12 protein-coding genes and 1 pseudogene are annotated in these 14,128 nt (G+C 62.9%); 10 read left to right on the top strand and 3 right to left on the bottom strand.

The window, feature by feature from the left end; translation table 11 throughout:
* Positions 1 to 91: 91 nt before the first annotated feature.
* The 8 genes from lepB (at position 92) to JQ597_RS07935 (ending at position 9,498) form a co-directional block, all read left to right on the top strand.
* The gene (lepB, locus tag JQ597_RS07970; RefSeq protein ID WP_212038338.1) at positions 92 to 850 is read left to right on the top strand and encodes a signal peptidase I; all 759 of its coding nucleotides are present in this window, start codon (positions 92 to 94) and stop codon (positions 848 to 850) included.
* On the top strand, positions 847 to 1,671 hold the full coding sequence (rnc, locus tag JQ597_RS07965; protein ID WP_212263657.1) for a ribonuclease III: 825 nt from the start codon (positions 847 to 849) through the stop codon (positions 1,669 to 1,671). Before lepB ends, rnc begins: the two co-directional genes overlap by 4 nt.
* Positions 1,661 to 2,575, top strand: coding sequence for a GTPase Era (gene era, locus JQ597_RS07960; RefSeq protein ID WP_212263656.1), 915 nt, complete (start codon positions 1,661 to 1,663; stop codon positions 2,573 to 2,575). The genes rnc and era overlap by 11 nt, the downstream gene beginning before the upstream one ends.
* A 32-nt stretch (positions 2,576 to 2,607) precedes the next feature.
* On the top strand, positions 2,608 to 2,988 hold the full coding sequence (locus tag JQ597_RS07955; protein WP_212263655.1) for a hypothetical protein: 381 nt from the start codon (positions 2,608 to 2,610) through the stop codon (positions 2,986 to 2,988).
* 155 nt (positions 2,989 to 3,143) lie between these two features.
* Entirely contained in the window at positions 3,144 to 3,896 is a 753-nt protein-coding gene (gene recO, locus JQ597_RS07950) for a DNA repair protein RecO (protein ID WP_212263654.1), read from the top strand.
* Positions 3,897 to 4,092: 196 nt separating this feature from the next.
* Entirely contained in the window at positions 4,093 to 6,348 is a 2,256-nt protein-coding gene (parC, locus tag JQ597_RS07945) for a DNA topoisomerase IV subunit A (RefSeq protein ID WP_212263653.1), read from the top strand.
* A 216-nt stretch (positions 6,349 to 6,564) separates the two neighbouring features.
* The gene (locus tag JQ597_RS07940) at positions 6,565 to 8,511 is read left to right on the top strand and encodes a PQQ-binding-like beta-propeller repeat protein (protein WP_212263652.1); all 1,947 of its coding nucleotides are present in this window, start codon (positions 6,565 to 6,567) and stop codon (positions 8,509 to 8,511) included.
* 51 nt (positions 8,512 to 8,562) lie between these two features.
* Complete coding sequence (locus JQ597_RS07935; protein ID WP_212263651.1) at positions 8,563 to 9,498, top strand: cation diffusion facilitator family transporter; 936 nt, start codon at positions 8,563 to 8,565, stop codon at positions 9,496 to 9,498.
* 31 nt (positions 9,499 to 9,529) lie between these two features.
* Here the strand turns inward: JQ597_RS07935 and JQ597_RS07930 are convergent, their stop codons facing one another.
* Positions 9,530 to 10,624, bottom strand: coding sequence for an AraC family transcriptional regulator (locus JQ597_RS07930; protein ID WP_349628800.1), 1,095 nt, complete (start codon positions 10,622 to 10,624; stop codon positions 9,530 to 9,532).
* A 254-nt stretch (positions 10,625 to 10,878) separates the two neighbouring features.
* Between JQ597_RS07930 and JQ597_RS07925 the strand changes: the two genes are divergently transcribed.
* On the top strand, positions 10,879 to 11,211 hold the full coding sequence (locus JQ597_RS07925) for a hypothetical protein (protein WP_212263650.1): 333 nt from the start codon (positions 10,879 to 10,881) through the stop codon (positions 11,209 to 11,211).
* Between the two features lie 37 nt (positions 11,212 to 11,248).
* Positions 11,249 to 11,773, top strand: a pseudogene (locus JQ597_RS07920) (LabA-like NYN domain-containing protein); the annotation flags it as partial.
* Positions 11,774 to 11,851: 78 nt separating this feature from the next.
* Here JQ597_RS07920 and chrA read toward each other — a convergent pair.
* Both chrA and JQ597_RS07910 read right to left on the bottom strand, forming a co-directional pair.
* On the bottom strand, positions 11,852 to 13,255 hold the full coding sequence (chrA, locus tag JQ597_RS07915; protein WP_212263649.1) for a chromate efflux transporter: 1,404 nt from the start codon (positions 13,253 to 13,255) through the stop codon (positions 11,852 to 11,854).
* A complete protein-coding gene (locus JQ597_RS07910) occupies positions 13,255 to 14,073 on the bottom strand; it encodes a chromate resistance protein ChrB domain-containing protein (RefSeq protein ID WP_212263648.1) in 819 nt (272 codons plus the stop codon). The genes chrA and JQ597_RS07910 overlap by 1 nt, the downstream gene beginning before the upstream one ends.
* Positions 14,074 to 14,128 lie beyond the last annotated feature (55 nt).

Here is a 14,128-nt window from a genome sequence, read left to right as displayed (position 1 = left end):
CGCGTGAGGAAAACGTTCTGCCACCGTGCAGGCCAAGCCTCTGTTTAAGACTAGCCTTGCTTGAAGCAGCCTTGCGGGAATTGGGAAAGCGATGAGCGTGACATCCGGGACAAAAACTGAAAGCGGCTTGGGCGAAACCATCCGTGTCGTCATCCACGCCCTCCTGATCGCGCTCGTGATCCGCACCTTCCTGTTCCAGCCCTTCAACATTCCCTCGGGATCGATGAAGGCGACGCTGCTGGTCGGCGACTATTTGTTCGTCTCGAAATATTCGTACGGCTACAGCCACTACTCGATCCCGCTGTCGCCGCCATTGTTCTCGGGCCGCATTTTCGGCTCGGAGCCGTCGCGCGGCGATATCGTCGTGTTCCGCCTGCCGAAGGACGATTCCACCGATTACATCAAGCGCGTGATCGGCCTGCCGGGCGACCGCATCCAGATGCGCGAGGGACTGCTCTACATCAACGACGCCCCGATCAAGCGCGAGCGCCTGAGCGATTTCATCGGTGAGGACCCGTGCGGCTCCGACGCCACCGCGCGCGTCAAGCGCTGGAAGGAAACATTGCCGAACGGCGTCTCCTATGAGTCGCTCGATTGCGTCGACAACGGCTTCTACGACAACACCACCATCTATACCGTGCCGGCCGGCCATTTCTTCATGATGGGCGACAACCGGGACAATTCGACCGACAGCCGCGTGTTGTCGGCGGTGGGCTATGTGCCGTTCGAAAACATCGTCGGCCGGGCGCAAATGATCTTCTTCTCCATTGCCGAGGGCGAACATGCCTGGATGTTCTGGCGCTGGCCGACCGCGGTGCGCTGGAATCGCATTTTTTCAATCGTGCGATGAACGACGAAACGCCCGTCATCAGGGATACCCCGACACAGGGCGAGAGCCCGCAGCCTGATGCCGGCGGCGAACCTGCGCCCAAGAAGAAGCGCGGCAGGGGCTCGGCCAAGGAATCGGCGAAGGCCGCGGCGGCTGCGCTTGAAGCGCGCATCGGCCACAAATTCGGCGATCCCAACCTCCTGACCACCGCGTTCACGCATGTGTCCGCGCTGAAACCCGCGCGCAATCGCGCCGAAAGCTATCAGCGCCTCGAATTTCTCGGCGATCATGTGCTCGGGCTGATCGTGTCCGACATGCTGTATCGCGCCTTTCCGAACGCCGACGAGGGCGAGCTGTCAAAACGCCTCGCCGATCTCGTGCGCAAGGAAAGCTGCGCCGATGTCGCCAAGTCGCTCGGACTGGTCGACGACATCAAGCTCGGCCAGGTCGGCGCCAGCGCCAGCGCGCGGCTCCGCAAATCTGTGCTCGGCGACATCTGCGAAGCCGTGATCGGGGCGATCTTTCTCGACGGCGGCTACGGTGCCGCCGCCCAATTCGTCGAGCGCAACTGGACCGAGCGGATGCGCAAGCCGCGCCGGCCGCTGCGCGATCCCAAGACGGTGTTGCAGGAATGGGCGCAGAGCAAGGGGATGCCGACGCCGGTCTATCGCGAGGTCGAGCGCACCGGGCCGCATCACGATCCGCAGTTCCGCGTTTCCGTGGAACTGCCGGGCCTCGCGCCGGCCGAAGGCGTCGGCGGCAGCAAGCGTGCGGCCGAGAAGGTTGCGGCGTCCGTGATGATCGAGCGCGAAGGCGTCGGCGGTGGTGGCAATGACAGCTGAATCTCCGGCCCAGACCGCTTGCGGCTTCGTCGCGCTGATCGGCGCGCCCAATGTCGGCAAGTCTACCCTGGTCAACGCGTTGGTCGGCTCCAAGGTCACGATCGTGTCGCGCAAGGTGCAGACCACGCGGGCGCTGATCCGCGGCATCGTGATCGAGAACAACGCGCAGATCATCCTGGTCGATACGCCCGGCATCTTCGCGCCGAAACGGCGGCTCGACCGCGCCATGGTATCGACCGCCTGGAGCGGGGCGCATGACGCCGATCTGGTCTGCGTGCTGCTCGATGCCAAAGCCGGCCTCGACGAGGAAGCGGACGCGATCCTGAGCAGGCTTGCGAGTGTGCAGCATCCGAAAATCCTGGTGCTGAATAAGATCGATTTGATCCCGCGCGAGAAATTGCTGGCGCTGGCGCAGGCCGCCAATGACCGCATGAAGTTCGAACACACCTTCATGATTTCGGCGCTGTCGGGCGACGGCGTCGACGATCTGCGCGCCGAACTCGCCAAAATGGTGCCGGCGGGCCCGTTTCACTATCCCGAAGACCAGATGTCGGATGCGCCGATGCGGCATCTGGCGGCCGAGATCACGCGGGAGAAGATCTACCGCCAGCTGCACCAGGAGCTGCCGTATCAATCCACCGTCGAGACCGACAGCTGGACCGAACGCAAGGACAAATCGGTCCGCATCGAGCAGACCATCTTTGTCGAGCGCGAGAGTCAGCGCAAGATCGTCCTCGGTAAGGGCGGCGCCACCATCAAGTCGATCGGCGCGGATTCGCGCAAGGAAATCGCCGAGATATTAGGCCAACCCGTGCATCTGTTCCTGTTCGTCAAAGTGCGCGAGAACTGGGGCGACGACCCAGAGCGCTACCGCGAAATGGGAATTGAATTCCCCAAAGAATAATCAAGAAACATCAGCGATGATCGGCGTCTTCGATGACCCTGCCCAGGAACGTAGTTTGGTTTGAAGTGCTGCTCTATCTGTCGCTGACGCTGGATGCGGTGTCGGTCGCGTTCCAGGACCGCACGCCGAAAGCCGACATGACCGAGCAGATGATCATGGTCGCGACCCTGATGGCGGCGGGCCTGATCCTGCTGCTGGTCTATTTCGTCCGGCTCGCGGCGCGGGACCGCAAGAACTGGCCGCGCTGGGTGCTGGCCGCGGCGCTGGTGCTGTCGGTGATCTCACTGGTGCAGGTGATCGGTGCGAACGGCCTGCAACTCGACAGCGCCATCGAGGTCGTGTCCTGCGCGCTGACGACGGTGGGGCTGTATTTTTCCTTCACCGGCGATGCCGTGGGCTGGTTCAACGCATAGTGATAGGCCCGTCATTCCGGGATGGTGCGTAAGCACCAGACCTCAGGTGCGCAATTGCGGGAATCTCGAGATTCCGGGTTCGATGCTTGCATCGCCCCGGAATGACGATCCTGAGATAGCTGCCCGCGCTGCCGGAATCCTGTAAACTCCCGCCCATGGAATGGACCGACGAAGGCATCGTGCTGGGGGTGCGGCGGCATGGCGAATCTTCCGCCATTGTCGAACTCTTGACGCGCAGCCACGGCCGGCACCTTGGCCTGGTGCGCGGCGGCGCGGGGAAACGGATGCGGCCGCTGCTGCAGCCCGGCAACAGCGTCACCACGGTGTGGCGGGCGCGGCTCGACGAGCATCTCGGATATTACGCCATCGAGGGCACGCGGCTGCGCGCGGCGACCTTGCTGGCGTCGGCGCATGCGACCTATGGCGTCACCCATCTGGCCTCGCTGGTGCGGCTGTTGCCGGAGCGCGATCCGCACGAGGACATCTACGAGATGTTCGAGCGCACGCTGGACGATTTCGACGATGTCGGCGGCGCCGCGGCGCATCTGATCCGGTTTGAGCTGGCGATGCTGGCCGAACTCGGCTTCGGGCTCGACCTGGAAAACTGCGCCGCGACCGGCGAGACAACGGAATTGATTTACGTGTCGCCGAAATCCGGCGGTGCGGTGTCGCGGCGCGCCGGCGAGCCCTACCGCGAACGGCTGCTGCCGCTCCCGGCATTTTTGCGAGAGGGCGAGGGCGGGACGAATGGCTGGTCGGACCAGGACCTGCAGGACGGCTTTCGGTTGACCGGCATGTTCCTGCTCCGCCACGTGCTGGAGCCGCGCGGACAGGGCCATTCCGACGCCCGCGACGGATTCATCAACGCGGTGACCAAATACCGGGCGCGAATCAGTTCCGCGGTCTGACGGGCTCCTTCCCCGCGTCGTCCCTGCGAACGCAGGGACCCATACGCCCCGGCCCATCGATTGGCGTGTGGCCCCAGCCGTTTTTTGCCACAAACACCTGTGGTTATGGGTCCCTGCGTTCGCAGGGACGACGGGTGAGTGGATGACGCCCGATTCGCGGCTTGCCCGATTCAGCCCAAAAGTTTAACCCCTCCCCATGGGAAAACGAACGTTACCGCCGGAAGAGCCGGCCGAAATCCATGAAGTCATGCTGCGGGATGCGCTGGAAGAGCGCTATCTCACCTATGCGCTTTCGACCATCATGCATCGCGCGCTGCCGGACGGCCGCGACGGCCTGAAGCCGGTGCATCGGCGCATCCTTTACGGCATGCGGCTGCTGCGGCTCGACCCCGGCACGGCGTTCAAGAAATCCGCCAAAATCGTCGGCGACGTGATGGGCTCGTTCCATCCGCATGGTGACCAGGCAATCTATGACGCCATGGTGCGGCTGGCGCAGGATTTCTCCTCGCGTTACCCGCTGGTCGACGGCCAGGGCAATTTCGGCAATATCGACGGCGATAATCCGGCGGCCTATCGGTACACCGAAGCGCGCATGACCGCGGTGGCGCAGCTGCTGCTGGAGGGCATTGACGAGGACGGCGTCGAGTTCCGTCCCAATTACGATGGCCAGACCAAAGAGCCGGTGGTGATGCCGGGCGGTTTCCCGAACCTGCTCGCCAACGGTTCCCAGGGCATCGCGGTCGGCATGGCGACGTCGATTCCGCCGCACAACGCCGCCGAGCTGTGCGACGCCGCCCTGCATCTGATCGACAAGCCGGATGCCAAATCGAAGTCGCTGCTGAAATGGGTCAAGGGGCCGGATTTCCCGACCGGCGGCATCGTCGTCGATTCCAAGGAAGCGATCGCCGAAGCCTACATGACCGGGCGCGGCTCGTTCCGCACCCGCGCGCGATGGACCCAGGAAGAGGGCGCGCGCGGCACCTGGGTCGTTGTGATCACCGAGATCCCGTGGCTGGTGCAGAAATCCCGGCTGGTGGAGAAGATCGCCGAACTGCTCAACGAGAAGAAGCTGCCGCTGGTCGGCGACGTCAGGGACGAATCCGCCGAAGACGTCCGTCTCGTGATCGAGCCGAAATCTCGCGCCGTTGATCCCGCGCTGATGATGGAATCGCTGTTCCGGCTGACCGAGCTTGAAAGCAAGATTTCGCTGAACCTCAACGTGCTGATCAAGGGCAAGATCCCGAAAGTGGTTGGCCTTGCCGAATGTCTGCGCGAATGGCTCGATCATCTGCGCGACGTGCTGCTGCGCCGTTCGAACTACCGCAAGACCCAGATCGAGAACCGGCTGGAAGTGCTCGGCGGCTACCTGATCGCCTATCTGAACATCGACAAGGTGATCAAGATCATCCGCACCGAGGATGAACCGAAGCCGGAGTTGATGAAGGCGTTCAAGCTGACCGAGGTCCAGGCCGACGCCATCCTCGACATGCGGCTGCGCCGTTTGCGCAAGCTCGAGGAATTCGAGATCCGCACCGAGGACAAGAACCTTCGGGCCGAGTTGAAGGGCATCAAGGCGCTGCTCGGCTCCGAGACCGAGCAATGGTCCAAGGTCGGCGATCAGGTCCGCAAGGTCCGCGACATGTTCGGTCCGAAGACGCCGCTCGGCAAGCGCCGCACCACCTTCGCGGATGCACCCGAGCACGATCTGGCCGCGATCGAGGAGGCCTTCGTCGAGCGCGAGCCGTGCACGGTGGTGATCTCCGAAAAGGGCTGGGTGCGCACGCTCAAGGGTCATGTCGAGGATATTTCCGGGCTCGCCTTCAAGACCGACGACAAGCTCGACCACGCTTTCGTTGCCGAGACCACCTCGAAGCTCTTGGTGTTCGCGACCAACGGCAAATTCTATTCGCTCGACGTCGCAAAGCTGCCGGGCGGCCGCGGCCATGGCGAGGCGATCCGCATGTTCATCGACATGGAGCCGGAAACCGCGATCGTGTCGCTGTTCGTCAACAAGGGCGGCCGCAAATTCCTGATCGCGAGCCACGAAGGGCAGGGCTTTATCGTCAACGAAGACGATTGCGTCGGCAACACCCGCAAGGGCAAACAGGTGCTCAACGTCGAAATGCCGAACGAGGCCTGCGCGATCACGACCGTTGTCGGCGACACCGTCGCTGTGATCGGCACCAACCACAAGATGGTGCTGTTCCCGCTCGACCAGGTGCCGGAGATGGCGCGCGGCCGCGGCGTGCGGCTGCAGAAATACACCAGCGCGAAACTATCCGACGTCGCGGTATTCGATTCCAAGGCGGGGCTCGGCTGGAAGGATTCCGCCGGCCGCGACCAAAGCATGAGCTGGAAGGAACTGGCCGATTGGCGCGGCAACCGCGCCGACGCCGGCCGCCTCGCGCACGGCCTGCCGAAGTCGAACAAGTTCCTGCGGGGTGTGGAGTAGGACGGAGACGGGCTATACCAAACGTCGTCATGCCCGGCCTTGTGCCGGGCATCCACGTCTTGGCGGCGGATTACGATTTCGTTATCCGCTCGCGGTTTTGCTGGATGCCCTTTGACTGCATCCCTGTTCTCGCCGATGCTCTCCAGAAAAGGGGAGGCGGCATTGCGCAAAGCGGAATGGCAACGACTCATCGCAACGATCGGCGGAGCAGTCCTGATGCTCGCCATGCCGTCTTTGCTCAACGCTCAGGCCATCCCCGGTGCGCTGCCTGAATCAGCCAAGGCATTGTCGCAAGGAGAATGGCCGGCCTATGCCGGGACCTACGCCGCGTCGCGCTATTCGCCGCTCACGCAGATCGAGCGGACCAACGCGAAAAGCCTGCATGTCGCCTGGCGCTGGAAGTCGCCGGACATGGCGGTCAAGCAAGCCAATCCGTCCGTCGGCCCGACCCGCGCCCATGAATCGACGCCGCTGATGGTCGGGGGTGTACTTTACACCTCGACATCGCTGTCACAGGTTGCCGCCGTCGATGCCGTCACCGGCGAAACCAAATGGGTGTTTGATCCCAAGGTTTACGAAAACGGACTCGGCATGCCCGCCAATGACGGCTGGCTGCATCGCGGCGTCGCCTATTGGCGCAATGGCGAGGACGAGCGCATCATCATGCTCACGGCATTTGCGCAGATGATCGCGCTGGATGCGAAGACCGGAAAGCCGGTGCCGGGCTTCGGCAATGCCGGCCGGATCGATCTCACGCAGGGTCTGCGCCGCGAGGTCGACCGCGACTACTACACCATGAGCTCGCCGCCGGTGATCGTACGCGGCGTCATCGTGGTTGGATCGTCTGTCATGGATTGGTGGCGGAAAAGCCCGTCGCCGCCCGGCGACGTACGGGGCTTCGATGTCGTGACCGGCCGGCTGCTCTGGACCTTCCACACCGTGCCGCAGGGCGAAGAGGCGGGCGTCGAGACCTGGCAACGGGATTCGTGGCGCGAGGCGGGTAACGCCAATGTCTGGGCGCCGATGAGCGCGGATGAAGAGCTCGGCTATGTCTATCTGCCGGTGAGCACGCCGACCAACGATTACTATGGCGGGCATCGTCCCGGTGACGGGCTTTACGGCGACAGCATCGTGTGTCTCGAAGCAGCCACCGGCAGAAAGGTTTGGCACTACCAGCTCGTGCATCATGGATTGTGGGATTACGACACCCCGGCAGCGCCAACCCTGATCGACATCACCGTCGGCGGCAAAGCGGTCAAGGCGGTCGCGCAGGTGACCAAGCAGGCGTTCGTCTACGTATTCGATCGCGTCACCGGCCAGCCGGTGTGGCCGATCGAGGAGCAGCCGGTGCCAGCTTCGACCGTTCCCGGTGAAATTGCATCGAAGACCCAGCCTTTTCCGACGAGGCCGGCCCCGATCGACCTTCAGGGCGTGCGCGACGAAGACTTGATCGATTTCACGCCTGAACTCCGTCAGGAGGCAAGAGACATCGTGGCGAAATACGATCACGGTCCGCTGTTCACCCCGCCGTCGGAACGAGGCACCATCCAGGTACCCGGCGTCGCCGGCGGCGGCAACTGGGCAGGTGCGGCGATCGATCCGGACACCGGTATGCTCTATGTCAGCACCTACCGGCTGCCGTTTGTGATCACCGTTCGCAGGCCAGCGCCGGGGGAGTCGCGCTACGACTTTATCGGCGAATTCCGCTACCTGTCCGGGCCACGTGGCTTGCCGCTGCTCAAGCCGCCATTCGGCAGCATGCTTGCCATCGATATGAACAGCGGCGAGCATCGCTGGCGGATTCCGATCGGGCGTGCCGAGCTTATTCCGACCATTCAAGCCTTGGGCATACGTGAGCGGCTGGGATTTCCCACACGCAGCTGGGCGCTGATCACGAAAACGGTGATGATCGTTGTACAGTCAGGCTATTTCGGCGCGCCGCGGCTGCCTGCGGGTGGAACGCGCCGGATCGCCGATCTCAACAATTTCAGTCCGCATCTGTGGGTCTACGACAAGACCTCGGGCGAGATGCTGGCAGAGATCGCGGTGCCGGCCAACGCCGTCGGCGCGCCTATCACCTATATGGCCGGCGGCAAGCAGTTCATCGTGTTTCCGGTCGGCGGCGGTCCTCTGGTGGAGGAACTGATCGCGGTCTCCCTCTGAGGGGCAGGGCGCTGTGATAGTATTCGCATCTGGGTGCGCTATATCGGATTCATGGCGCACGCACACCACCACCACGACCACTCCCACGTACATGACCACGCCGGGCATAGCCATGCGCCCGACAGTTTCGGATGGGCATTTGCCATCGGCGCGTCGCTCAATGCGGCGTTCGTTGCCGCCGAGCTGATCTTCGGCTATGCCGCCAATTCGCTGGCGCTGATTTCGGACGCCGTTCACAATCTCTCCGACGTGATCGCGCTGCTGCTGGCCTGGGGCGGGGCGTGGCTCGCGCAAAAGCAACCGACCCAGCGGCATACCTATGGCTACCGGCGGGCCTCGATCCTCGCGGCGCTGTTCAACGCCGGCCTTCTGCTGGTCGCGGTCGGCGGCATCATCGTCGAGGCGATCAATCGCCTGCAGGAACCCGCGCCGGTGGCCGGCTGGACCGTCGTTGCGGTTGCTGCACTCGGCATCGCCATCAACGGCGGCACGGCCCTGTTGTTCATGCGCGGCCGCCATGGCGACCTCAATGTTCGCGGCGCCTATCTGCACATGGCCGCCGATGCCGGCGTGTCATTTGGCGTGGTCGTCGCGGCCCTGGTGATCATGTTCACGGGATGGCTGTGGGTCGATCCCGCGATCAGCCTTGCCATCGCCGGTGTGGTGCTCGTGAGCGGGTGGGGGCTGGCGCGCGACAGCGTCAATCTCGCGCTCGACGGCGTGCCGCGCGGCATCGAACTGGCAAAGGTCAGGGACTATCTCGGCGCACTCGACGGCGTCTCGGAAGTGCATGACCTCCACATTTGGGCCATGAGCACCAACGAGACCGCGCTGACGGCGCATCTGGTGCGGCCTGACGGCAGCGACGACGCATTCCTGCATCGGGTCTGCGAGGAGCTGTCGCACCGTTTCAACATTCATCACGCGACGCTGCAGATCGAGTCCAGCGGCGCGGTCTGCAAGCTCGCGCCGGCGGAGCGGGTGTAAGGCGATTACGGCGGCACGAGAGGCCGGTAACCTATCGGCCGGATGGTTTCCGGAGGCGCTGCCGGATTTTTGAAGCCCCGCCGACAGCCGCAGGCGGATGCTGTGCCCGCGACTGTCGTGGTGTAAGCCCGGTCCAGCGCTTGAATGCGTGAGTAAAGGCGCTGACTTCGCGGTAACCGAGCAGCCAGGCAATCTGCGAAATCGGAAGGTCGGTATCGCCCAGGTAATGACCCGCGAGGTCGCTCCTCAGCTCCTCTGCGATGTCCGAGAAGGTCAGTCCCTCCGTCGAGAGCTTGCGCGCCAGAGTCCGATGGCTCATGCCGAGGTGGCGGGCGATTTCGACGGCGTTCGCCGTTCCATGCGGGAGCAACGGAGCCATTACATTTTCCACGCTTGCGCGAAGGCTGGTGCGGGCCGGCAACCGATGGGCGAGAGCATCTTCGCAGTATTGCATCAGGAGCTGATTGAGGTGGCTGTCGGCACTGACGATGGGCAGCTGTGCGATCGCACTTGGAAAAACCAATTCATCCGCTCCGGCCCCAAATTCGATTTCGCATCCCAACAGCGACCGAAATTCGGCTGGCGTGTTCTTGCGGTGGTGAACCAGACTGATCTTGCTCGGTATCAATCGGCGGTTGGTGAGTTGCCGGCACAGGCGAACGAGGGAAACCAGCCAGAATTCGATTTGATGGTAGTCCGAGCGTCGTTCGACGCCGACGTAATCCAAGGAGATCGCGACTTCCTTGTTGGCGCGATATGTCAGTGAAACGCCCTCGTTGGTGATCCGGCTGTAGCGTGCTGCCTTTTGCAAGGCGTCATTCAAGACTTCGGAGGATGCCAGGACGTAATAAAACAGGCCGATCTCGCGAAGATCATACTCCCGCGATAGATGAAAGCCCAAAAGGCCATCCTGCAGCACGTCGGCAGCGAGTTTCAGAATCTTGATTTGGCCCTGGACCTCGACGCGGGCGGCGCGATCATCAATCTGCTCAACGCTCAATCCGGCCTTCGACAAAAGTGGCGCCAGAGGAATACCTCGTTCGCGCAGCTCAGCGCAAACCATCCGGGCGATACCTCCTGAGGCACTCGGAATCGAATCGATGCGCCCCGGTTTGGTAGCAGGCACGAGACATCATCCTCTATTGCGACATCCGTTTGCGGTCTGTTCGCCGCGAGGGGGCATCTTGGCGCAGAAGATCAAATAATTGGCGCAGGATAGCAAGCCGGATGCGGGCTGTCTGCTAGATATGAATTGCCGCTTCGAGCCGGCCGGTTTCGGTTGCGCGATTTTTGCTGCGGTATCTCCCAGGGTTTCACAGCGCGCGGATGTGTGTAGGGCGCCGAACGCGGTGTCTGATACCGCCATTCAGGGATTGCAAGATGTGCACGAAATCCGGCCATACGTCCGGCAGATTGCGAGTAACGCAGGCGTTCATAGCGCTGTCCGGCATTCCGGAGAGTGCCTCTGTGCCGAGCGTGATCTCGATCGTGAGGATCGGAATACACGAAATCCGAATTTTCAATGTTTCATCGCCCGTGGGCGACGAGCCAGCGTTGTGGATCGAGTTGTTCGATCACGACACAAAGGTGTCGGTCGATTGTTGCAGCTTCCGCGAGATCGACGCGGCGATCGCTGCATTCGACGACATGGTTTCGCAAGCGGAACGTTTGAATGAAGCTGATGAGCCGGAAGCCGGTGACGCACCGGTCTGAACGACGCTCATTTTTTTCTCGGTTCAAGGACGGTAATATGTTGCGATCAGAGCCCGGCAGAATGGCGATCTTCATCGATGGCCCCAATCTTCACGCAACCGGCAGGGCGCTCGGCTTTGACATCGACTTCAAGCGTCTGCTCTTGGAATTTCAGAACCGCGGTTCGTTGTTGCGGGCATTGTACTACACGCCTGTCAGTGAGGATCAGGAATTTTCCTCGATCCGTCCCTTGGTCGACTGGCTTGGTTACAACGGCTACACCGTCATTACCAAGGCATCGAAAGAGTTCGCCGACGCCGGCGGTCGCCGCAAGTTCAAGAGCAGCATGGATATTGAACTGGCGGTCGATGCGATGCAGCTCGCCGTGCATCTTGACGAAATCGTGTTGTTCTCTGGCAATGGCGCTTTCCGCGCGCTGGTTGAATCGCTGCAGCGGCGAGGCGTCCGCGTCACCGTAGCCTCGACGATTTCGAGCCAGCCGCCGATCGTCGCCGAAGAATTGCGTCGTCAGGCCGACGGATTCATCGACATTGCGGAACTGCAAAACAGAATCGGTCGGGAAGCGGCCTGACTTCTGACTCGTGCGACGGGGTCGAACGCCTGTTTCGTGGTTAAGACGGGTCGGCGGCAGCGCCGTCCCTCAAATCATCCCCGTCAGCCGCAGCGTCACGCCCGCCGCGCAGGACCCCGCCAGCACCCAGAGCATGCCGACATTGAGGCGGAAGATCGCGGTGGCGGCGGCAGCCGCCAGCACGAACGCGGCAATATCAATGCTCGACAGCACGGGCATGTCGAACGACAACCCGAACGATCGGACCGGCGTCGTCTGCCGGAACAGCGTATGCAGCGCGAACCAGATCGACAGATTGAGGATCACGCCGACCACGGCGGCGGTGATTGCGGTTAGCGCGCCGGCTAGCCCCTTGTTGCCACGCAGGGTCTCGATGAAGGGCGCGCCGAGGAAGATCCAGAGGAAGCAGGGCATGAAGGTGACCCAGGTCGCCAGCAATCCGCCGAGGGTTGCCGCCATCATCGGCGACAGCGTGCCGGGATCGCGAAAGGCGGCCATGAAGCCGACGAACTGCAATACCATGATCAGCGGGCCCGGCGTGGTCTCGGCCATGCCGAGACCGTCCAGCATCTCGCGCGGCTGCACCCAGTGATAGTGCTCGACTGCCTGCTGGGCGACATAGGCCAGCACGGCATAGGCGCCGCCGAACGTCACCATCGCCATCTTCGAGAAGAACAGCGCGATCTGGCTGAACACATTGTCCTGGCCGAACGCGATCAGCAGCGCGGCCACCGGCACCAGCCATAACAGCAGCCAGACCGAACTGACTTTCAGCGCCTTGGCGACACTCGGGCGGACATGCTCGGGCAACTCTTCGCCGAGCAGGCTGTCGACGACGGCTGTTTTCTTGCCGCCGCCGCCATGTTCGACCGCGGCGAATTCCGGCCGTCCGCTGCGGGCGCCGAGAAAGCCGATCACGCCGGCGGCAATGATGATGATCGGGAAGGGGACATTGAAGAAAAAGATCGCGACAAAGGCGATGCCCGCCAGCGCGATCATGACCCGGTTGCGCAACGCGCGTTTGCCGACCCGCACCACGGCCTGCACGACGATGGCGAGCACCGCCGCTTTCAGCCCGAAGAACACCGCCTCGACGAAGCCGACATTGCCGTAGGCGGCGTAGATATAGCTCAGCCCCATGATGGCGATGATGCCGGGCAGGATGAAAAGTCCGCCGGCCATGATGCCGCCGGCGGTCCGGTGCAGCAGCCAGCCGATATAGGTGGCGAGCTGCTGCGCCTCCGGCCCCGGCAGCAGCATGCAGTAGTTCAGCGCATGCAGGAACCGGCTCTCGGAAATCCAGTTCTTTTCCTCGACCAAGATGCGATGCATCACTGCGATCTGGCCTGCCGGCCCGCCGAAACTTAAGCAGGCCACCCGCAGCCAGACCCGGAATGCCTCGCCGAAGCTGATGCCGTGCGCGTATTCGCTGTTGGCACCGGCTTCGGCTGTTTTGTTGATGGTCGCTTCCATTACGACTTCGCCTTGTTGCTCGGCCAATTGTGGGTTTCGCCGGTCGCATCGCGGCACCAGCGATAGAAGGCGTCATACAGCGTGATGCCGGCCTCCAATTGCTCGAGATCGTCGTCGAACATTCGCGACAGGCCGAGCGAGGCGGCCAGCAGCCCGGGTGCTTCCGGCGAAAGGTCGAGCCGGCCGGTATCGGCGGCGCGGACCATCGTCGCCAGCCGCAACAGAGCCGGCGTCGCCAGACCGAATTCCTCGATCATCACGTCGAAGGTGCAGAGTTCGCCGCGGTGGCTCCAGAACACGTTCTCGACGTCGAAGGGCGCCGCGTTAAAGCGCTCGCCGACCGCGATCACCTCCGACGGTGCGACGAACAGGAACACCGCGTTTGGATCGACAAATCTGCGAATTAGCCAGGGGCAGGCGATGCGGTCGATCTTCGGCCGCGCCCGCGTTACCCAGACGGTGCGGCCTCGCGCGTCGCGCGGCGGCAGCTTTTCGGCCGGCACCAGCGGCAGCTTGGCAGCCTTCCAGCCTTCAAAGCCGCCTTCGAGCGTTTCGGCCGACACGTCGAGATGCCGCAGCCAGGCGGCGGTGCCTTGCGCGAGCTTTTGGCCGCGCAGGCAAGCCACGATGGCGGGACGGCCGGAGAACTCCTCGCCCCAATTGGCGGCGTCCTGATGGCTGCGCCTGACGGCGCCGGGAATCAGCCGCGGGTCGGCGGCGAAATCCTCGTCGGTACGGACGTCGATCAGGACAGGCATGTTCGCCGTGCCGATCAACCGTGCAAGTTTATCTGGAGATATCGTGGTGTAGGATGACATGGTTGCGCCCTCGTTAAGAGAAAACGGGCGCGATACTTGGGCATGTCGCCTCGTG

Origin of the sequence: Bradyrhizobium sp. AUGA SZCCT0177 (assembly GCF_018130125.1) — a bacterium.
Taxonomy (GTDB): Bacteria; Pseudomonadota; Alphaproteobacteria; order Rhizobiales; family Xanthobacteraceae; genus Bradyrhizobium.
Note: the sequence above shows the minus strand (reverse complement) of the source record. Positions and strands in the feature narration are given on the sequence as shown.

What these genes read in the sequence shown, in the direction of transcription:
- lepB (WP_212038338.1), top strand. Translation starts at nt 92, where the DNA reads ATGAGCGTGACATCCGGGACAAAAACTGAAAGCGGCTTGGGCGAAACC.
- rnc (WP_212263657.1), top strand. Translation starts at nt 847, where the DNA reads ATGAACGACGAAACGCCCGTCATCAGGGATACCCCGACACAGGGCGAG.
- era (WP_212263656.1), top strand. Translation starts at nt 1,661, where the DNA reads ATGACAGCTGAATCTCCGGCCCAGACCGCTTGCGGCTTCGTCGCGCTG.
- JQ597_RS07955 (WP_212263655.1), top strand. Translation starts at nt 2,608, where the DNA reads ATGACCCTGCCCAGGAACGTAGTTTGGTTTGAAGTGCTGCTCTATCTG.
- recO (WP_212263654.1), top strand. Translation starts at nt 3,144, where the DNA reads ATGGAATGGACCGACGAAGGCATCGTGCTGGGGGTGCGGCGGCATGGC.
- parC (WP_212263653.1), top strand. Translation starts at nt 4,093, where the DNA reads ATGGGAAAACGAACGTTACCGCCGGAAGAGCCGGCCGAAATCCATGAA.
- JQ597_RS07940 (WP_212263652.1), top strand. Translation starts at nt 6,565, where the DNA reads ATGCTCGCCATGCCGTCTTTGCTCAACGCTCAGGCCATCCCCGGTGCG.
- JQ597_RS07935 (WP_212263651.1), top strand. Translation starts at nt 8,563, where the DNA reads ATGGCGCACGCACACCACCACCACGACCACTCCCACGTACATGACCAC.
- JQ597_RS07925 (WP_212263650.1), top strand. Translation starts at nt 10,879, where the DNA reads ATGTGCACGAAATCCGGCCATACGTCCGGCAGATTGCGAGTAACGCAG.
- chrA (WP_212263649.1), bottom strand. Translation starts at nt 13,255, where the DNA reads ATGGAAGCGACCATCAACAAAACAGCCGAAGCCGGTGCCAACAGCGAA.
- JQ597_RS07910 (WP_212263648.1), bottom strand. Translation starts at nt 14,073, where the DNA reads ATGTCATCCTACACCACGATATCTCCAGATAAACTTGCACGGTTGATC.